At 61.2% G+C, this 19,430-nt stretch carries 18 protein-coding genes, 1 tRNA gene and 2 riboswitches; of the genes, 10 read left to right on the forward strand and 9 right to left on the reverse strand.

Features of this window, described 5'->3' with window-relative positions; genetic code table 11:
* Nucleotides 1-95: 95 nt before the first annotated feature.
* The 6 genes from ACQY1J_RS05110 to ACQY1J_RS05135 all read right to left on the reverse strand — a co-directional run bounded on the left by ACQY1J_RS05110 (nucleotide 96) and on the right by ACQY1J_RS05135 (nucleotide 6,855).
* Nucleotides 96-770 carry an ATP-binding cassette domain-containing protein gene (locus ACQY1J_RS05110; RefSeq protein WP_430250857.1) on the reverse strand — a complete coding sequence of 225 codons (675 nt, stop codon included), beginning with the start codon at nucleotides 768-770 and terminating at the stop codon, nucleotides 96-98.
* A complete protein-coding gene (thiP, locus tag ACQY1J_RS05115) occupies nucleotides 763-2,385 on the reverse strand; it encodes a thiamine/thiamine pyrophosphate ABC transporter permease ThiP (RefSeq protein ID WP_430250858.1) in 1,623 nt (540 codons plus the stop codon). The genes ACQY1J_RS05110 and thiP overlap by 8 nt, the downstream gene beginning before the upstream one ends.
* A gap of 15 nt (nucleotides 2,386-2,400) precedes the next feature.
* Nucleotides 2,401-3,438 (reverse strand): thiamine ABC transporter substrate binding subunit, encoded by a 1,038-nt coding sequence (gene thiB, locus ACQY1J_RS05120; protein ID WP_430250859.1) that lies wholly within the window; start codon nucleotides 3,436-3,438, stop codon nucleotides 2,401-2,403.
* A gap of 27 nt (nucleotides 3,439-3,465) precedes the next feature.
* A riboswitch (TPP riboswitch) is annotated at nucleotides 3,466-3,573 on the reverse strand.
* A 167-nt stretch (nucleotides 3,574-3,740) separates the two neighbouring features.
* A complete protein-coding gene (locus tag ACQY1J_RS05125; RefSeq protein WP_062462225.1) occupies nucleotides 3,741-4,214 on the reverse strand; it encodes a response regulator in 474 nt (157 codons plus the stop codon).
* Between the two features lie 168 nt (nucleotides 4,215-4,382).
* Nucleotides 4,383-6,197 (reverse strand): ABC-F family ATP-binding cassette domain-containing protein, encoded by a 1,815-nt coding sequence (locus ACQY1J_RS05130; protein ID WP_430250860.1) that lies wholly within the window; start codon nucleotides 6,195-6,197, stop codon nucleotides 4,383-4,385.
* A gap of 7 nt (nucleotides 6,198-6,204) precedes the next feature.
* The gene (locus ACQY1J_RS05135) at nucleotides 6,205-6,855 is read right to left on the reverse strand and encodes a thiamine diphosphokinase (protein ID WP_192085646.1); all 651 of its coding nucleotides are present in this window, start codon (nucleotides 6,853-6,855) and stop codon (nucleotides 6,205-6,207) included.
* A 118-nt stretch (nucleotides 6,856-6,973) separates the two neighbouring features.
* Nucleotides 6,974-7,051, forward strand: a riboswitch (SAM riboswitch).
* Nucleotides 7,052-7,113: 62 nt separating this feature from the next.
* On the opposite strand from ACQY1J_RS05135, the gene metA reads away from it, so the two are divergent.
* Entirely contained in the window at nucleotides 7,114-8,037 is a 924-nt protein-coding gene (gene metA / locus ACQY1J_RS05140) for a homoserine O-acetyltransferase MetA (protein ID WP_209902388.1), read from the forward strand.
* A 121-nt stretch (nucleotides 8,038-8,158) separates the two neighbouring features.
* The gene (locus ACQY1J_RS05145) at nucleotides 8,159-9,181 is read left to right on the forward strand and encodes an aldose epimerase family protein (protein ID WP_430250861.1); all 1,023 of its coding nucleotides are present in this window, start codon (nucleotides 8,159-8,161) and stop codon (nucleotides 9,179-9,181) included.
* Between the two features lie 138 nt (nucleotides 9,182-9,319).
* Here ACQY1J_RS05145 and ACQY1J_RS05150 read toward each other — a convergent pair.
* Both ACQY1J_RS05150 and ACQY1J_RS05155 read right to left on the reverse strand, forming a co-directional pair.
* Nucleotides 9,320-9,394: transfer RNA gene (locus ACQY1J_RS05150), tRNA-Gly, on the reverse strand.
* Nucleotides 9,395-9,607, reverse strand: coding sequence for a hypothetical protein (locus tag ACQY1J_RS05155; protein WP_139283769.1), 213 nt, complete (start codon nucleotides 9,605-9,607; stop codon nucleotides 9,395-9,397).
* A 50-nt stretch (nucleotides 9,608-9,657) separates the two neighbouring features.
* On the opposite strand from ACQY1J_RS05155, the gene ACQY1J_RS05160 reads away from it, so the two are divergent.
* The 4 genes from ACQY1J_RS05160 (at nucleotide 9,658) to ACQY1J_RS05175 (ending at nucleotide 12,290) form a co-directional block, all read left to right on the forward strand.
* Entirely contained in the window at nucleotides 9,658-10,155 is a 498-nt protein-coding gene (locus ACQY1J_RS05160) for a prolyl-tRNA synthetase associated domain-containing protein (RefSeq protein ID WP_062462247.1), read from the forward strand.
* Nucleotides 10,156-10,236: 81 nt separating this feature from the next.
* On the forward strand, nucleotides 10,237-11,250 hold the full coding sequence (gene trxA, locus ACQY1J_RS05165; protein ID WP_430250862.1) for a thioredoxin: 1,014 nt from the start codon (nucleotides 10,237-10,239) through the stop codon (nucleotides 11,248-11,250).
* 162 nt (nucleotides 11,251-11,412) lie between these two features.
* Entirely contained in the window at nucleotides 11,413-12,087 is a 675-nt protein-coding gene (locus ACQY1J_RS05170) for an LON peptidase substrate-binding domain-containing protein (protein ID WP_062462253.1), read from the forward strand.
* A gap of 14 nt (nucleotides 12,088-12,101) precedes the next feature.
* Nucleotides 12,102-12,290, forward strand: coding sequence for a Trm112 family protein (locus ACQY1J_RS05175; protein WP_062581585.1), 189 nt, complete (start codon nucleotides 12,102-12,104; stop codon nucleotides 12,288-12,290).
* A 26-nt stretch (nucleotides 12,291-12,316) separates the two neighbouring features.
* On the opposite strand, the gene ACQY1J_RS05180 is transcribed toward ACQY1J_RS05175, so the two are convergent.
* The gene (locus tag ACQY1J_RS05180; RefSeq protein WP_325265480.1) at nucleotides 12,317-13,531 is read right to left on the reverse strand and encodes a ubiquinone biosynthesis hydroxylase; all 1,215 of its coding nucleotides are present in this window, start codon (nucleotides 13,529-13,531) and stop codon (nucleotides 12,317-12,319) included.
* A 114-nt stretch (nucleotides 13,532-13,645) separates the two neighbouring features.
* Here ACQY1J_RS05180 and tesB point away from each other — a divergent pair, with 114 nt between their 5' ends.
* From tesB to ACQY1J_RS05200, 4 genes are all read left to right on the forward strand, one after another.
* A complete protein-coding gene (gene tesB / locus ACQY1J_RS05185) occupies nucleotides 13,646-14,533 on the forward strand; it encodes an acyl-CoA thioesterase II (protein ID WP_430250863.1) in 888 nt (295 codons plus the stop codon).
* 210 nt (nucleotides 14,534-14,743) lie between these two features.
* Nucleotides 14,744-15,094, forward strand: a complete 351-nt coding sequence (locus ACQY1J_RS05190) for a P-II family nitrogen regulator (protein WP_062462263.1) — start codon at nucleotides 14,744-14,746, stop codon at nucleotides 15,092-15,094.
* Nucleotides 15,095-15,122: 28 nt separating this feature from the next.
* A complete protein-coding gene (locus ACQY1J_RS05195; RefSeq protein WP_062462266.1) occupies nucleotides 15,123-16,484 on the forward strand; it encodes an ammonium transporter in 1,362 nt (453 codons plus the stop codon).
* Between the two features lie 224 nt (nucleotides 16,485-16,708).
* Nucleotides 16,709-19,390 (forward strand): DNA translocase FtsK 4TM domain-containing protein, encoded by a 2,682-nt coding sequence (locus ACQY1J_RS05200; RefSeq protein ID WP_430250864.1) that lies wholly within the window; start codon nucleotides 16,709-16,711, stop codon nucleotides 19,388-19,390.
* Nucleotides 19,391-19,430: the final 40 nt, after the last annotated feature.

Raw genomic sequence — 19,430 nt, forward strand, 5'->3', positions numbered from 1 at the left:
AAGGCGATGACATCGCCGCAAGACCAAATTGTGGCACTGCGATAACGTTGGTTTTCGCCTGTCTCTATTCGTGACGACGCTCCGTCGACTGGCCTCTAGCGGGCGTAAGGAATAGCCGTGTTTGCGGCGGAGTTGACGATGGTGCCATCGTCGACAGCGACCACCACGTCAGCAAGCTTTTGAACCTCGGCGCGGTCGTGGCTGACGATCACCACCGTATTGCCGGTTTCGCGGTGCAGGTCCAGAAGCAGCGACGCCATCGAAGACCTGAGTTCGGGATCAAGCGCCGCAAACGGCTCGTCCATCAGCAAAACGGGTCTCTTTCGCACCAGTACCCGCGCGAAGGCCGCGCGTTGCCGCTCGCCACCGGACAGCGTTCCCGGTTTGCGCGTCTCGAAGCCGGCAAGCCCGACGCGGTCGAGTGATTGCGATATCCTCATCCTGTCCTCACGCGAAAGCCTCAGGGACGGATCGACGCCCAGGCCGATATTGGTGAAGAGATCGAGATGGGCGAACAGGTTGTTGTCCTGGAATACCAGGGAGATCGGCCGCTTTGAGGGGTGCGCGTGGGTCACGTCCTCGCCGGCGATCAGGATGTGGCCCGACTCCGGTATCTCGAAACCTGCGATGAGGTTCAAGAGAGTCGATTTTCCTGAGCCCGACGGGCCGGTCACGGCGGTAATCGCGCCGTCGGTCATCGCTATATCGAAGCTGAACCGTTTGGTGCCGAGTTGCAGCGCAGTCTTTTCCAGGCGGATGCTGTCAGCCATCGTATTCCCTTCGGCGGCTCAGACTTCCGAGGATCGTGAGCGCCAGACATATCATCCCGAGAAGCAAGGCAAGCCCATCGGCGTCGTTGGTTCGGTAGCTGGAGAGCCTGCTGTAGACGAGCCAGGGCAGAGTCGTCAGTTCCGTGGAGCCGAACAGGGCGACGGCTCCGAGATCGCCGAGCGAAAGCGCCATGGCAAAGGAGAGTGCCGTCAGGACAGGGCCGATCAGGAAGGGCAGGTCGATCCGCCGCAGCCTCGAAAAGCCTGTTACGCCAAGGCTCGCTGTCAGCCGTGCCGTCTGCCGCCGATGATCCTCGATTGCCGGTTCCAGCACCCGCATCACGAAGGGCAGCGCCATCAGCATGTTGATCGCCGCGACCAGTGCTGGGGCAAAACGCGAGACATCTCCGAACGGGCGAAGCAGCAGGAACCAGCCTGTCCCGATCACGACCGGCGGCACCAGGAGCACCAGCGACGACGTAGCACCCAGCATCGCCGCCAGTCCGCGCGCCGGGATACCGGGGTGGCGGAGATCTCTGATGGCAATGCGCGCATGAATGATCGCCAATGCGACGCTGACGGCCAGAAGGCCGGACAAGAGCGCGATCGACAGGCTTGTATAGGCCGCGTTGAGGAAGGCGGGGCTGGAGGCCAGTCGCCAGAGATCGGCCTTAAGGCCGGCAATAAAGATCGAGGCGAGCGGCAGGATGAGAAACAGAGTTGCTGCGAGGATGGTTGAGCCGTCCCAAGCCCTAGCGCCCCATGTCCGTCCATCGAAGCGGCGGGTCGCGCGGCCGGCAGTGACATGCGAGCCGTCGGGGGCGGGGAGAAACGCGAGTGCCGCGAGGATCAGCCCCGTCACAGCGATCTGCAGCACCGCCAGTCCGATGGCGCGGGGCGGATCGAAGTCGAAGCGCAGCGACTGGTAGATCGCCACTTCCAGCGTCGTCGCCGCCGGCCCGCCGCCCAGGATCAGGACCAGCGTGAAACTGGTGGCGCAGAGCATGAAGATCAGCCCGGCAATGCCCGGCGCGACCCGGATCAGGGCCGGCCCCTCGATGAAGCGGAAGATCGACAGGGGCTTCATGCCGAGGCTGGACGAGAGTGGCCAGTATTCCGCCGGCTGCCGCTCGAGCGCCACGAGAAACAGCCGGGCGGCCAGCGGCAGGTTGAAGAAGACGTGCGCCAGAAGAATGCCGGTCAGCCCGTAAATGCTGATCGGCTGCTCCAGTCCCAATGTCGATAGGAGGCCGTTCACCGCGCCCTGGCGGCCCCAGATGCCGATCAGACCCAGCGCACCGATCAGAACCGGCAGGCCCATCGGCAGCGCCATCAGCCGCACGATCCAGACACGGCCCATGAAATTCGGTCGTCTTGCCAAAGCAAGTGCGACGGGCAGTGCCAGGCATACGGAGAACAGGGTCGAGAGCGCCGCTTGCCACAGCGTGAACTGCAGGATGCGGCCGGTATAGGCCGAGAACAATCGCCCCTGCGTTTCAGGGGCGTCCCAGGACAGCAGGGCCGAGACCGCGATGCCGACGAAAAGCGCGATCGCGCCGAGGCTCAGCACCCCGCCGGAAATCCCTCGTCTTCGCTCGGCAGCGGTCAGCAGCATACCCGGTTCAGCCGATCAGTTCATGCTCATGGCGTTGAGCCATTCGTCGATCCATGCCTGGCGGTTCTTCGCGACTTCGTCAGATCCCATCAGGAATGTCTTTTCCGGCTGAACCAACTTGCCGAAAGCGTCTGGCAGCGGTTGCGACGTCTTCGTCACCGGCATCATCCAGTTGGTGGTAGGGATCACATCCTGGAAGCCCTGCGACACCATGAACTTCAGGAAGTCACGGGCGAGATCCTTGTCACGGGCGCCCTTCAGCATGCCGGCCACTTCGATCTGAACGTAATGTCCCTCGGAAAAAGCAGCCGCCTGGTAACGGTTCTCGTTCTCCTCCACCATGTGGTAGGCAGGCGAGGTCGTATAGGACAGCACCATCGGCACTTCGCCCTTGGTAAACAGGCCGTAGGCTTCAGACCAGCCGGGGGTGACGGTCAGGATGCGGCCCTTCAGCTTTGCCCAGGCTTCCGGCGCCTTGTCGCCATAGACGGATTTCATCCACAAAAGCAGGCCGAGGCCGGGTGTCGAGGTGCGCGGATCTTCGATCGCGATCTTCTGCGACGGATCGCCTTCCACCAGTTCCTTCAGGCTCTTCGGCGGGTTCGTGATGGTCTTCGTGTCGTAGACGACGGCGAAATGACCGTAGTCATAGGGCAGGAACGTATCATCGGCGTAATTGCCGGGAACGCTGATGCCGCCATTCCCGGACGATGCCTGCAGTCCATGCGGTTCGAACAGGCCGGTGGCCTTGGCCTCGGAAATCAGGTTGGTGTCGAGCCCGAGCGCGATATCGGCCTTGGTCGTCTCACCCTCCAGCTTCAGCCGGGTCAGAAGTGCGACGCCATCGGCGACAGCCACGAATTCGACCTTGCAGGCGCAGGTCTTTTCGAAAGCCGCCTTCACCTTGGGGCCGGGGCCCCAGTCGGCGGTGAAGCTTTCATAGGTGTAGATGGTCAGCACCTTGTCCTCGGCCCTTGCGGCCGGTGACAGGATGATGGTGGCCGCAGCCACGGTGAGCGATAGCAAGAGTTTGCGCATCAACGCCTCCTTCAAAATCAATCTACAAGGGGAATAGGCGCTGATCGTGAGCCGTCTAATCCCTCCGCCGGTGTTAGCCGGATCAGGTTCCGCGGGTTGGCTGAAAGCCTCTCAGCCGCACGTTACCGCGCAGCACCCCGTTAGAGCGGGAGTAGATGTAACGGTGAAGGAATTGTCTGGCAAGTGGTGTCGAACCGCTGCCGTCTTGCGTTCAGGGCCAAGGACCGAGGGGCATCGTGCGATAGCAGTCTCGATAGAAAGAAAGCCGCCCGGCGTGCCGGACGGCTTTCTTGCTAGTAGTTCTTTGGCAACAAGGTTCACGCGTTGAGCGCGTAGCCTGACTGGGAGTCGTTGCGGAATATCTTGAGGTCACGCGGCACGATCGCCATGCCGCCGAGACGGTTGGCGATAGCATAGTCGATTGTCTGCTCCACCACATGCGGCATGACAGGCTTGGTCAGAACGCCGAGCGATCCCTCGACGCCGTCTTTCACGTCTTCCGGATTGGCCGTCATGAAGATGACCGTCAGGCCGTATTCGGCAGCGAGTTCGCGTCCGATTTCCGGACCGGTCCGGCCGTCGGAGAGATTGACGTCGACCAGCGCTATATCGGCGTATGCACCGAGCGACAGGGCGTGCTTGCGGGCGCTGGCAAAGCCTGCAACCTTGAGACCCATGCTCTCGACAGTCTCGGCAACATCAAGCGCGATCAGGAATTCGTCCTCGACGATCAGAACGCGCTGTTCCATTGCATCACTCGCCAGCCGACGACGCATCACATTAGTCAGCATTGGACATTCCTAACCGTTTTGTTTCCATCTGGTCGGCATGTCGGCATTCATACCGCACTACGCATTTCGACCACTTGATGGATGCCGAACGTCACCGGGGAATGTTTGTTCCGGCTCGCGACAAATAAAACGGTGGATATTTATTTATTAAGTATAGGAATTCTTTAACTATCCTTCAATCTGTTCTCGTAGCATCTCAAGCTCCAGCCATTCTTCTTCCATTTTGGCGACACGATCGCGTAGTTTTGCCGTCTCTGCGGCGAGCTTTGAAAACGCCGACGGGTCTTTGGCGAAGAGTTTGGGATCGGCCATCTTCCGTTCGGATGTAGCGATCTCGTCCTGCGCCTTGGCCATGTCCTTGGGGAGGTTTTCCAGCGCGAACTTCTGCTTGAAGGAGAGCTTGCCCTTTGCCTTGGTCGCAGCCGGAGCAGTGCTGTCCGTTTTCGCCTTTTCCGCCTTATCGGCGCGGCGCTTTTCGTCGGCCATGCCTTTGCGCTGCTGCAGCATGTCGGTATAGCCGCCTGCATATTCGATCCAGCGGCCATCAGGGGCATCCGGGTCTGTCGGGGCGATCGTCGAGGTCACGGTGCGGTCGAGAAAGTCGCGGTCATGGCTAACGAGAATGACGGTGCCGGCATAGCCCGCGACGATTTCCTGCAAGAGGTCCAGCGTCTCGATGTCGAGGTCGTTGGTCGGTTCGTCGAGGATCAGAAGGTTCGACGGCTTTGCCAGCATGCGGGCCAGCATCAGCCTTGCGCGTTCGCCACCGGAGAGGTTCTTGATCGGCGTGCGGATCTGTTCCGGCTGGAACAGGAAGTCCTTCATGTAGCCCGCGACATGCCGCTGTTCGCCGTTGACCAGCAGCGTCTCGCCGCGGCCGTCGGTCAGATAATGCGACAGCGTGTCGGCAGGATCGAGGTCCTCGCGCTTCTGGTCAAGCGTGGCAATTTCGAGATTGGTGCCGAGCTTGATCCAGCCGCTGTCGGGAGCAAGCTGACCCGTCAGCATCTTGAGAAGCGTCGTCTTACCAGCGCCATTCGGACCAACCAGGCCGATCCGGTCGCCGCGATGAATGCGGGTCGAGAATGGCGCAACGATCGGCTTGTCATAGGTCTTGGTGATGTTTTCCGCTTCCACCACCAGCTTGCCGGACTCGCGCCCTTCGGCGACGGAGGCCTGAACGGAGCCCTGCGGTCCCTTGTGGCCGCGGTAGTCGGCACGCATGCTCTGCAGCTCGCCGACGCGGCGCATGTTGCGCTTGCGCCTTGCGGTCACGCCGTAGCGCATCCAGTGTTCTTCGCGCTCGATCGCCTTGCCGAGCTTGTGCTGCTCGATCTCTTCCTCCTCGAGAACCTGATCCCGCCAGGCTTCGAAATGGGCGAAACCGCGCGACAGGCGGCGGGACGTGCCGCGGTCCAGCCAGACTGTGGCGTTGGACACCTTTTCGAGAAAGCGACGGTCATGGCTGATGACGACGAGCGCGCTGCGGGTCTTGCGCAGCTCGTCTTCCAGCCATTCGATGGTCGGCAGATCCAGATGGTTGGTCGGCTCGTCCAGCATCAGAATGTCAGGTTCCGGCGCCATGACGCGGACAAGTGCTGCGCGTCGCGCCTCGCCACCGGAAAGCCTGACCGGGTCTTCCTCTCCTGTCAGGCCGAGATGCTCCAGCAGATAGGTGACGCGGTAGAAATCGTCGCCAGGTCCAAGCCCCGCTTCCGCATAGGCCTGCACGGTTTTGTAACCAGCAAAATCCGGCGCCTGTTCGAGATAGCGGATCGTCGCATTGGGGTGCCGGAAAACCTCGCCCGACTGCGCTTCCACCATGCCGGCGGCGATCTTCATCAGCGTCGATTTGCCCGACCCGTTGCGGCCGACGAGGGAGATGCGGTCGCCGGGCTCCACCTGCAGCGCAGCTCCGTTGAGAAGCGGCGTGCCGCCGAAGGTTAGAACGATATCGTCGAGTTTCAGAATAGGCGGTGCCATGCGGCGTCTATGCTCCGGAAAAATCGTTTGGACGGGCAAGGATCATCGCCCTGCCGTCACGTAAATGGAATTGGACCGGCCCTTCTGCAACGTTGGACACGGTGCGGGAGGAACCGAAGGGCAGCGCGTAATCCTTGAGTGGATAGCGCGCGCCGAGAATGTCGAGGCCTGCAAGGCCGGTAAAACCGATGACGGAAAACAGCGCGCCCTTCGGCAGGTCGAGCGTCATCGTGCCGGTGAGAAACGGCACAGCCTCTTCCTCGCCGGATGTCAGAAGAACGTCATGGCCGCGTTCGGCAAGGCTCATCGCATGCAGAAAATGCTGGAGCGCGTGGTCGGATCGTTCGCCGCCCAGTGCGCCGATCAGGATCAACCGCGTCGCGCCGCGTTCGATCGCTTCAGCCGTCGCAATCTCGCCGTCCGTCTCGTTCTTTTCAGGCGGATAGGTCCGGCGCTCGACATCCGGAAAGCGCTCGATCAGGGCGGCGTCGGAGGAATCGAAGTCGCCCACCCAGAGCTCCGGCATCACACCCAGCGCCTCTGCATGGCGCATGCCGCTGTCGGCCGCAATGAAGCGGCTTGCGGCAACTGCCTTTTGCAGTCGGTCGGTTACGGTGAGGTCACCGCCGAGCAGGATCGTGAAGGTCGAGTTGGCCATTGCCCATGCCCATATCCTAAAGCGGCTCGCAAGGGAAAGGCGCGTGTCGCACTGTTCGTGCGAAAGCGGTCATTTTTGCTGCCATTGACGGCGGGCGTGGCAGGGATTATTTGAAAAGTCGAAATTCCGTGGTGATTTGGCCGGCCGGCTTGCAGCCACGTAAAAAAAGTCGCTAAAGGGCCGCGAGAAGAGTTTCAAAAACTTCCCACGGGCCGGCTGCGATTCTTCGTGCCGGCTTTTTGTTTTTGGGTTGAAGAGATGCCGATCAAGATCCCCGATACGCTGCCTGCCTTCAACACGCTCGTTTCCGAGGGCGTGCGCGTGATGACCGAAACGATGGCGGTCAGGCAGGACATCCGGCCACTGCAGATCGGGCTTCTCAACCTCATGCCCAACAAGATCAAGACCGAAGTGCAGATGGCGCGCCTTGTCGGCGCTTCGCCGCTGCAAGTCGAGTTTTCGCTGGTCCGCATCGGCGGCCACAAGGCCAAGAACACATCGGAAGATCATCTCCTGTCGTTCTACGAGACGTGGGAAGAGGTGAAGCACCGCAAGTTCGACGGTTTCATCATCACCGGAGCGCCGGTGGAAACCCTGCCATACGAGGACGTCACATACTGGCAGGAGATGAAGGAAATCTTCGACTGGACCACCACCAACGTGCATTCCACCATGAATGTCTGCTGGGGGGCGATGGCCGCCATCTATCATTTCCACGGCGTTCCGAAGCACGGGCTGAAGGAAAAGGCGTTTGGGGTCTATCGCCACCGCAACCTGTCGCCGGCCTCCGTCTACCTCAACGGCTTCTCCGACGATTTCCAGGTGCCGGTGTCGCGCTGGACGGAAGTTCGTCGGGAGGATGTTGAAAAGGCCGGCAGTGACCTCGAGATCCTGATGGAATCCGACGAAATGGGCCTCTGCCTCGTGCATGAGCGGGCCGGACGGCGGCTGTTCATGTTTAACCACGTCGAATACGATTCCACCTCGCTTGCCGACGAGTATTTCCGCGATGTCGATGCCGGCATACCGATCAAGATGCCGCACGACTATTTTCCGCACAACGACGATACGCTGGCTCCGCTCAACCGCTGGCGCGGTCATGCGCATCTGCTGTTTGGAAACTGGATTAACGAGATCTACCAGACGACGCCTTACGACGTCGAAAAAATCGGCACCGAGTGACCGAGACCGGTTTCTGCCCCGTCATCCTTGCTGGATGATAGCCTGACGGATTTTTCCGCTGGCCTCGTTGCAGCTTTGACCGAAATCACGCAGTTTGCCGCAAACATTCGGGAGATGGGTTATGACGGGTCATGAATTCGAGATTTTCGGCACGACGAAGAGCGGCGAGGCGGTGCACCGGATCACGCTGTCGGGCGGCGGGCTGACAGCCCAGGTTCTCACCTGGGGTTCGGTTATCCAGGATCTGCGGCTTGCCGGCCACGAGCCGCCTCTGGTGCTGGGGTTCGACAATTTCGCAGACTATGAGGCCTACTCGCCCTATTTCGGCGCCACGCCTGGTCGCTGTGCCAATCGCATCGGCGATGGCCGCTTCTCGATCGACGGCACAGAATACCAGCTGGAACTCAACGAAGACGGCGTAACCCATCTGCACGGCGGATCCGACGGTATCGCCCGGCGCATTTGGTCGATCGTCGATCACGCGGAAGACCGAGTCGTGCTGCAGATCACCGACCCGGACGGACGCGCCGGATATCCCGGCAACTGCACCGTCACTGCGACCTACCAGCTGATGGAAGACGGGGTGCTTTCGGTGATCTACGACACGGTGACCAACCAGCCGACGCCCGCCAACGTCTGCCAGCACTCCTATTTCAATCTCGACGGTCGTCCCGACATTTTCGGCCACGACATGATGATCGCCGCGGCTGAGTTGACGGCGGTGGATGAAAGGATGGTGCCGACCGGCGTCCTGATGCCGCTTGCTGGCACCACGTTCGACCTGAGCGAGATGGGTCCGATCCAGCGCACCGGCGCCGATGGCGAACAGGTGAAGTTCGATCATAACTACTGCCTCTCGGAGGAGAGGACTGCCAAGCGCTCGGTCGCGCTTGCCCGCAGCCTGTATTCCGGCGTGCAGCTCGAAGTGCGCACCACGGAGCCGGGGATCCAGTTCTACGCGGGCTTCAAGCTCGCCTTGCCGGTGCCCGGCATGGAAGGCCGCCACTATGCGCCTTACGCCGGCTTCTGCCTGGAAACCCAGGTCTGGCCGGACGCCATCAACCACGAGACTTTCCCCAATGCAGTGCTTCGCCCGGGCGAAACCCTGCGCCAGGAAACCGACTACGTGTTTTCGAAGAGCTGATGCGAGGGGGACGAGGCTGCCGCAAGGCGGCCTCGGTCTGGCTGCGAGGATGCAGGCAGCCAGCGAATGACGATAATAGACGAGGTACCCTACTGGGTACCAATACCGTTATTCGTTTTTTCGTCTGAAGGAAAAATTTGGAGCGGGCGAAGGGATTCGAACCCTCGACCCCAACCTTGGCAAGGTTGTGCTCTACCACTGAGCTACACCCGCTCATAAACCGTCGACCCGGTGGTAGTCTGGATCGTCGGTGCCGCTCGTTGCCGGCGACGGGCGGTATATGGCCCAGACTTTTTTCAAATGCAACAGGGAAATGACGATCTCGATGAAGAATTTTTCAGGAGCTTCGAAAGCCCCTGCGAAACAAGGGTTTGCGCCAAAGCGTGCATCTTGGCCGGTCCGAACAATCTGTCTATAGTCCGCCATCCTTACCCCGCCGGCCGGGGCCAACACCTCAAGAGCAGCCAAGATCGATCATGCCAAAAACCGCAGAAGACCTGTTCGCCTTTCTCGATAGCCTCGATATTGCCCACAAGACGAAAGCGCATGCACCGGTGTTTACGGTATCGGAATCAGCCAGCCTGCGTGACGAGATCCCGGGCGGGCATACCAAGAACCTGTTCGTCAAAGACAAGAAGGACCAGTTCTTCGTCATCACGGTCGAAGAAAACGCCAGCGTCGATCTAAAGACCGTCCACAAGGTGATCGGTGCGTCCAGTCGCGTCTCGTTCGGCAATCCTGAAAAGATGCTGGAATTTCTCGGCGTCGTGCCGGGCTCCGTCACCGTGTTCGGCGCGCTGAACGACACGGATAACAACGTCACGTTCGTGCTCGACGAAGACCTCATGCGCGAAGAGGTGATCAATGGCCATCCACTCTCAAACGATGCGACGACGTCGATCGGTCGCGACGATCTTATCCGCTTTCTGGAGGCGACGGGCCATACGCCGCTTGTCTTGAAAGTGACGGGCTGACATACGATCTTTGCAATTCAGAGTAAGACATAATGCGCATCGGCCGTGTGCCGATTGGACTTTTTCCGGGAGAACACTTTCATGAGCGGCACGAACAATCCTTATGGTGGCTCCTACGGCGCCGGTAACTACGGTGGCCAGAACGCGACGGTGAACTTCGGTTCGACGCCTGCTGCGGCCCCAGCGCCCGCGGCTTCCTCTGTCCCTGCTGCTGCCGGTAGCTATATCTCGGACACGACGACCGCAGGCTTCGGCAAGGACGTGATCGAGGCATCGCGCAGCCAGCCGGTTCTCGTCGATTTCTGGGCGCCCTGGTGCGGTCCGTGCAAGCAGCTGACGCCCGTCATCGAAAAGGTCGTCAACGAAGCCCAGGGTCGCGTCAGGCTCGTCAAGATGAACATTGACGACCATCCCTCGATCGCGGGACAGCTCGGGATCCAGTCGATCCCGGCCGTGATCGCCTTTGCCGATGGCCGTCCGGTCGACGGGTTCATGGGTGCCATTCCGGAAAGCCAGATCCGCGAGTTCATCGAAAAGGTCGCAGGTCCAGAGGGCATGGACCAAGCGGCCGAGATCGAGGCGGTGCTCGGCGATGCGGAAACCCTGCTCGGACAGGACGATATCCAGGGTGCCGCACAGCTCTACGGCGCCGTGCTGCAGGCCGACCCGGAAAACCCCAAGGCTGCGGCCGGCATGATGCAGTGCCTGATCGGCATGGGCGAAACGGCCCGCGCCGGCGAGATGCTCGCCTCCCTGCCCGAAGAGATGGCTGCCGATCCCGCAATACAGGCGGTCGCCAAGAAGCTGGAGCAAATCGAGGAAGCCCGCAAGCTGGGTGACCCTATCGCACTCGAGCAGCAGCTTGCCGCCAACCCCGACGATCACGAGGCCCGCGTGAGCCTCGCTAAGATCCTCAACGTCCAGGGCGAACGCGAAAAGGCGGCCGATCACCTGCTGACCATCATGCGCAAGGACCGCACCTTCGACGACGATGGCGCGCGCCGCCAGCTGCTGCAATTCTTCGAGGTCTGGGGGCCGAAAGATCCAGCTACGATTTCCGGGCGCCGCCGCCTTTCGTCGATCCTGTTCTCCTGATTGTGTTGCCGATTGATCGCTAAGCCGGATCGCAGCCTTGCGTTCCGGCGACGATGCCCCACATTAGTTTTATAGGTTTGGCTGAACGGCCAGGTTTGGACAACGGCCAGATTCGGACAGACATTTTTGTCCGGTGAATGTGGTCTGGGAGGTATCGGACCAATGCATGTGGGAAACGCGCGCTATCTGAAGCGGGAGGATCTGCCGGAAACGATCCCGGTCTTTCCGCTGACTGGGGCTTTGCTCCTGCCGGGAGGCCAGCTTCCTCTGAATATCTTCGAGCCGCGTTATCTGTCCCTGTTCGATGCAGCGCTTGCGGGCGACAGGTTGATCGGCATCGTGCAGCCATCATTGATGGAACCGGACGAGCCGCTCGGCGGCGGGCGCTCGGCGCTGTCGTCGATCGGTTGCGCCGGCCGGATCACGTCCTTTGCCGAAACCGGCGATGGCCGCTACATCATTTCGCTCAGCGGGATCTGCCGCTTCAGGCTGCTCGATGAGATCGGTGGCGGCCATCCGTTCCGCAAATTCAGACACGCGCCTTTCCTGTCCGATCTGACCGACGAGGATGACGAAAAAGCCGTCAACCGGCCGGAACTGCTGCGGGTCTTCAAGGCCTATCTCGACGCCAACAAGCTGGAGGCGGACTGGGAAAGCATCGAGCGGGCCGGAAACCGGACGCTGGTGAATTCGCTGTCGATGATGTCGCCCTTCGGTCCTGCCGAGAAACAGGCGCTTCTGGAGGCACCGGATCTGAAGAGCCGGGCTGATACGTTGATCGCAATCACCGAGATCCTGCTTGCGCAGGGATCCGGGACAGCGAACGTGCTGCAGTAGGGCAAAGGCCGGTCATGGACGAAAAACTCAGCAAGGTGGATCCGAAACTGCTCGATCTTCTCGTCTGTCCGCTGACCAAGGGCAGGCTGTCACTCGATCGCGAAAACAACGAGCTCGTGTCGCAAGGCGCGCGCCTTGCCTATCCGATCCGCGACGGGATCCCGATCATGCTCATGTCGGAAGCCCGCAAGCTCGAGGACTAGCCTTCAGATCGAGCCGTGAGCAACCTTCAGATCGATCGGCCGCTCAGCAGTTTCGGGTTGTCCTTCACCGTCGTTCCGGCAGCCTGACCGATGAAGAAATCCTTGATCTTCGGAAGCCGCTCCACGACGCCCAAGCCGAAATCGCGGGCGATGCGGATCGGCGTGACGTCGTTTGAAAACAGCCGGTTCAGCACATCCGTCGTCACACCCATCCGGAACGTATCGAAACGCCGCCACGACTGGTAGCGCTCGAGCACATTGAGCGAGCCGATGTCGAGGCCGAGGCGATCCGCCTCGACGACGGTCTCGGCAAGCGCTGCCACATCCTTGAAGCCGAGGTTGAGGCCCTGGCCGGAGATCGGATGAATTCCGTGGGCGGCATCGCCGGCAAGCGCGAAGCGCGGTGCGACAAAGGCACGCGACAGGGTGAGGCTGAGCGGATAGGCCTTGCGACCGCCGACCAACCGGATTTCGCCCAGCTTGTGGCCGAAGCGCCGCTGCAGCTCTTCCTCGAAGATCAAGTCGTCCGATGCCATCAGGCGCTCGGCGGCATCGGTGCGCTCGGTCCAGACCAGCGACGAGCGGTTGTTGGTGAGCGGCAGGATGGCGAACGGGCCGGACGGCAGGAAATGCTCTTCCGCCACGCCTTCGTGGTCGCGTTCATGGGCAACCGTCGCGACGATGCCGGACTGGTCGTATGTCCAGTTGACAGTGCGGATACCGGCCATGTCGCGCAGCTTCGAGCGCACGCCGTCGCAGGCAACGAGAAGGCGGGTTTCCTCGGTCGAGCCATCGGAAAATTTCACGGTCGTATGCGTTGCGGTCGTCTCGAAGCCGGTGGCGGAAAGGCTGTGACGGATCGATACGCCGAGCCGTTCGGCGGCACCGCGCAGGGCGCGCACCATCGCGACGTTCGGCACCATATGGGCAAACGGCCTGCCTGCCTGGATCGTGCCGTCGAAGGTGAGAAAGACCGGGCGGACCGGATCGGATGTCCGGCTGTCGGTGACGATCATCCGGTTGATCGGCTGGGCGTGCGGCAATATTTCGTCCCAAGTGCCGAGGATGTCGAGCATCTGGCTGGCGGCCGCGATGATCGCGGAGGCTCGCTCGTCCTTTTCCCAGACACCGGCCGGTGCGGCCTCGACGACCTGGACCTCCAGATGCGGCGCCGCCTGCTTGACCGCGACCGCCGCCGCAAGGCCCACATAACCACCACCCACAACCAGCATGTCCAGCATTGAAAAACTCCCGAGCACGTCAAACACTTCGTGGCGTTTCCATTTGAGCTCGAAACGCTTAGCCTTAGATATAGATCATCAAGTGCCCGCTTCCTACCGCCGGAGTCCGTCTTAATGTCGAGTTCTTCTACCCCGATCGATCCCATCAGCGCACTGCTGACCGTACTCGACCTCGAAAAGCTGGAGGAGAACCTGTTTCGCGGTAGGACCGGCCCCGACACGGGATGGCAGAGAGTGTTCGGCGGACAGGTGATCGGCCAGGCGCTGGTTGCGGCACAGCGGACGGTCGCCAGCGATCGCTTCGTGCACTCGCTGCATGCCTATTTCCTGCGGCCTGGAGATCCGCTGGTGCCGATTATATACCAAGTGGAGCGTATCAGGGACGGGTCGAGCTTCACCACGCGACGGATTGTCGCCATCCAGCATGGTCATGCCATCTTTTCGATGTCCGCTTCGTTCCAGATCGACGAAGGCGGTTACGACCATCAGATGTCGATGCCGCCCGTCGCCATGCCGGAAGAGCTGATGCCGGAAAGCGAATTCAAGCAGATGTTCCTCAAGCACGGCTCGGATGCCGTGCGCCGCTACTGGTCTCGCGAGCGTCCGATCGAGATGCGGCCGACATCGCTTGCGCATTATCTGTCCAAGGAGAAGCTGGAGCCGCGCCAGGATATCTGGGTGAGGACCACCGGCCCGGTGCCGGACGACCGGCCGATCCAGGCGGCGTTGCTTGCCTATCTCTCCGACATGACGCTTCTCGATGCCTCTCTCTATCCGCACGGCACCTCGATCTTCGATCCAACCATCCAGGCCGCGAGTATCGACCATGCGATGTGGTTCCACCGTCCGATCCGTTTCGACGACTGGCTGCTCTATTCGCAGGACAGTCCCAGCGCATCCGGCGCGCGCGGCATGACCCGCGGCGCAATCTACAGTCGATCCGGCGAGCTCGTGGCATCCGTCGCGCAAGAAGGTTTGATTCGTAAAAGAGCAAATGAATAATATTTGGGCATTTTGAGAAAACTGCACAAGTTTTCGCCGCAATTTGGCCAGCGCGTTGCCCGTTATTTGGCGACGTTCTGAAAGGGTCATTCTTATCAATAGCTTAATATGGCTTCTCAAACTGGCATGACCCTTGAATGTGTCATGTCAGTCGCTGCTCTTGATCAGGCAGTGATCCAGGAGAATCGGCCCCGAGCCGAGCAACAAAGGATGGGAAGCCAGATGAAAATTGTAATGGCCATTATCAAGCCATTCAAGCTGGATGAGGTGCGCGAAGCCCTCACCGCTGTCGGTATCCAGGGCCTTACCGTGACCGAAGTAAAGGGCTACGGACGCCAGAAGGGACACACGGAAATCTACCGTGGGACGGAATATGCGGTCAGCTTCCTGCCGAAGCTGAAAATCGAGATCGCGGTTCCGACCGACCTCGTCGAAAAAGCCGTTGAAGCAATCGCCTCTTCCGCCAAGACCGGCCAGATCGGCGACGGCAAGATCTTTGTCTATTCGATCGAGCAGGCCGTGCGCATTCGCACCGGCGAAACCAATACTGAAGCGCTGTAAGAACGGCTGACAGGGGAGTCTTCAAGCTATGCAATTCACTAAATTTTCCACTCTCGGGCGTCTCGGTGCCGCGGCTGCGGCCTTCGCCGCGCCCGCCGTCGCCTTTGCGCAGGACGCTGCCGCCCCGGCAGTCGCCGCCGCGGCTGCCGCCCCGGTTGCCGACAAGGGCGACACCGCGTTCATGTTCATCTGCACGCTTCTCGTGCTGTTCATGCTGATGCCGGGCATCGCCCTGTTTTACGGCGGCCTCGTCCGCACCAAGAACATGCTGTCGGTCCTGATGCAGTGCACCGTTGCCGGTGCCGCCATCATGATCATCTGGGTGACCTACGGCTATTCCTTTGCCTTCGGCGGCAGCACCTCCGCCTTCTGGGGTGGTACGGCGAAAATGTTCCTGTCGGGTGTCAACATGGACTCGACGGCTGCAACCTTCTCCGACGGCGTGGTCATTCCGGAATTCATCTTCGTGATGTTCCAGATGACCTTTGCGGCTCTGACGCCTGCACTGATCATTGGCGCCTTCGCCGAGCGCATCAAGTTCTCGGCTTCGATCCTGTTCTGCATCCTGTGGGTTACCTTCGTCTACTTCCCGATCGCCCACATGGTCTGGGACGCAAATGGCCTGATCTTCGGCTGGGGCGCGCTTGACTTTGCCGGCGGCACCGTCGTTCACATCAATGCAGGTCTTGCAGGTCTGATCGGTGCGATCATGGTCGGCAAGCGTACCGGCTACGGCAAGGACATGATGGCTCCGCATTCGATGACGCTGACGCTCGTCGGCGCTGCAATGCTCTGGGTCGGTTGGTTCGGCTTCAACGCAGGCTCCAACCTCGAAGCTTCGGGCGGCGCAATGCTCGCAACGGTCAACACCTTTGTTGCAACCGCTGCAGCCGTCCTCTCCTGGTGCGTTGTCGAAACCTTCACCCGCGGCAAGGCTTCGCTGCTCGGTGCTGTCTCGGGCATGATCGCCGGTCTCGTCGCCATCACGCCGGCTGCCGGCATTGCCGGTCCGATGGGCGCCATCGTCATGGGCCTGATCGTCTCGCCGCTGTGCTACTTCTTCGTTGCCGTCATCAAGAACAAGTTCGGCTATGACGACACGGCAGACGTGTTCGGCGTCCACGGCATCGGCGGCCTGTTCGGCGCTCTTGCCACGGGCATCTTCGCATCCGCCTCGCTCGGCGGTATCGGCTATGCCGAAGGCGTCACGATGGGCGGTCAGTTCATGACCCAGGTCTATGCCGTTCTCGTCACCATCGCATGGTGCGGTATCGGCTCGCTGGTCATCTACAAGATCGTCGATCTCGTCGTCGGCCTGCGCGTCACCGTGGAAGCAGAACGCGAAGGTCTCGATCTCGCGTCGCACGGCGAAGCTGCCTACCACTCGTAAGAGGCTGCAACTGCCTCTCGAAGGCAGCGTCAATCTCTGATGACCATCACTCAAGCCCGGGCCTCTGGTCCGGGCTTTTGCGTTTTGCCAAGCGAATTCCAGCCGATCAATCTTGGTTAAAGTCGCGTTAACCATCGCGGGGGTATTCTGCCTGGAATTGCGTGACCGGCCGAAACCTGCCGGTTCATGAAACAGGCGGTTTTTCAGGACGGCGGGCAGACAAGATGGGCAGAAGCAGTTCGGCGGCTATGGCAAATCGATCCACCCGCCTGGTACTCACGGCCTTTGTCTGGCGACAGGCGCTCGCGCTGACAGGCTTTGGCATTTTCACGCTGCTGGCGCTGGCGGTGGCAGCCCTTGCCACGTGGAATGTCGCAGATCCGAGTTTCTCCTACGCCACCGACAACCCGCCTGCCAATATCCTCGGCTTTTCGGGCGCAGCCTTCGCCGACCTGATGATGCAGTTCCTCGGACTTGCGAGCATCTTTGCGCTGCTTCCAATCCTTGCCCTGGCGCTCGCTCTGATTTCCGGGCGTCGTTACGATCGCATTCCGGCGCGGCTTGCAGCATGGGGCGGCGGTACGCTTCTCGCCTCGGCGACGCTCGGCTGCTTTCCGGCGCCGGCGACCTGGCCGATCCCGAACGGCATCGGCGGCGTCATTGGCGACATGATCCTGCGCTTCCCGGCTCTCTTCGTCGGCGCCTATCCCACCGGCATGGTTGCAACCGTGCTTGGCTGCATCTTCACCATTCCCTGCATCTGGCTGATGCTGTTTGCGTCAGGCTTTGTCGGCGAGGCCGTCGAGACGGAAAGCGATGACGACGATGCGCCCGTGGCTGCCGTCTCCGCGCGCAACCGTCAGGATGAGGACGATGACGGCGACGACAACGGCCTCTTCGGAGGCTTCCTGGCGTTCGGCGCACTGGCACACTACTGGTATATCGCTCAGGCGCGCCTGCGGCGGCTGACTGGGGCAAAGCCCCGCGCCCGTGTCGGTTTCGACCAGCCCTATGATTTCAACGACGACGAATTCGGCACACTGAACGAGCCGGTTCGTGCCAAGCAGGCCTCTGCCGGTGGCAGAAGCCGGATGGAGCCGTCGCTCGATGGCGCACCGGAGCGGGTCCTGTCGCCACGCCGGATCGTATCGGCACCGCCGATGTCCTCCAATGACGCGGATGACGACGATGATTCGTCGCTCGATACGGGAGACAATCCACGGCGCCCGGCCGGGATCCTCGCCGACCACGATGAGGATTTCGCGGCCGCGCGCGGGCCGAAATCTGCTGGCAACGGCTCTCCGCGCGTCGTCCCGGCGGCACCGCCTCCCAAGCCCAGCGCCCGTGTCGGTCGCGATGCGCAGGGTTCGTTCATCTCGCCGGAAGGGTTCCAGCTGCCATCCGTGCATCTGCTGGCCGAACCGAAGGCGATCGCCCGCGATGCGTCGCTCTCTGCCGAAGCGCTGGAGCAGAACGCCCGCATGCTGGAAGGCGTGCTGGAAGATTTCGGCGTCAAGGGCGAGATCATCCACGTCCGTCCCGGTCCGGTCGTGACACTTTACGAACTGGAGCCGGCGCCGGGCATCAAGTCTTCCCGCGTCATCGGTCTCGCCGACGATATCGCCCGCTCGATGAGCGCGATCGCTGCCCGTGTCGCGGTCGTTCCCGGCCGCAACGCGATCGGGATCGAGCTGCCGAACCGCATTCGCGAAACGGTCTACCTGCGCGAAATGATCGGCTCGAAGGATTTCGAAACCAGCAAGGCAAAGCTTGCCATGGCACTCGGCAAGACGATCGGTGGCGAGCCTGTTGTCGCCGATCTGGCGAAGATGCCGCATCTTCTCGTGGCCGGTACAACCGGTTCGGGTAAGTCGGTCGCGATCAACACGATGATCCTGTCGCTTCTCTATCGCTACACGCCGGAGAAGTGCCGCCTGATCATGATCGACCCCAAGATGCTTGAGCTTTCCGTCTATGACGGGATCCCACATCTCCTGTCTCCGGTCGTCACCGATCCGAAGAAGGCCGTTGTCGCGCTCAAATGGACCGTCCGCGAGATGGAAGAGCGCTACAAGAAGATGTCGAAGATCGGCGTGCGCAATATCGACGGGTTCAATTCGCGCGTCGAGCAGGCGATGGAGCGCGGCGAGGTTCTGACCCGTACCGTCCAGACCGGTTTCGATCGCCAGACCGGCGAGGCGGTTTACGAGACGGAAGAGTTCGACCTGCAGCCGATCCCCTATATCGTCGTCATCATCGACGAAATGGCCGACCTGATGATGGTGGCCGGCAAGGATATCGAAGGCGCCGTCCAGCGTCTGGCGCAGATGGCGCGTGCGGCCGGCATCCATGTGATCATGGCGACGCAGCGCCCCTCGGTCGATGTCATCACCGGCACGATCAAGGCCAACTTCCCGACCCGTATCTCCTTCCAGGTGACGTCGAAGATCGACAGCCGCACCATTCTCGGCGAGCAGGGTGCCGAACAGCTGCTGGGCCAGGGCGATATGCTCTATATGGCGGGCGGCGGTAGAATTCAGCGTGTCCACGGGCCTTTCGTCTCCGATACCGAGGTCGAAGAGATCGTCGCCTACTTGAAAACTCAAGGGTCGCCCCAATATCTCGAAGCTATCACGGCTGATGACGACGAGGATGGCGAGGGCGCAGGACCTGCCGGCACTTCCAACCTCTCGGACTCGGACGATCCTTACGACCAGGCGGTGGCGGTGGTGCTCAAAGACGGCAAGGCCTCCACATCCTACATCCAGCGCCGTCTCGGCATCGGCTACAACCGTGCGGCATCGCTGATCGAGCGGATGGAGCAGGAGGGCCTGATCGGCCCGGCCAACCACGCCGGAAAGCGCGAGATCCTCGTGCCGACCGAAGCGGATGTACTGGATCGGTAAGGCCGGTAAAGCGGTCTTCAGGGGTTCGTGATCCGGCGCA

Origin of the sequence: Neorhizobium sp. DAR64860/K0K1 (assembly GCF_050500205.1) — a bacterium.
Lineage (GTDB): Bacteria > Pseudomonadota > Alphaproteobacteria > Rhizobiales > Rhizobiaceae > Neorhizobium > Neorhizobium soli.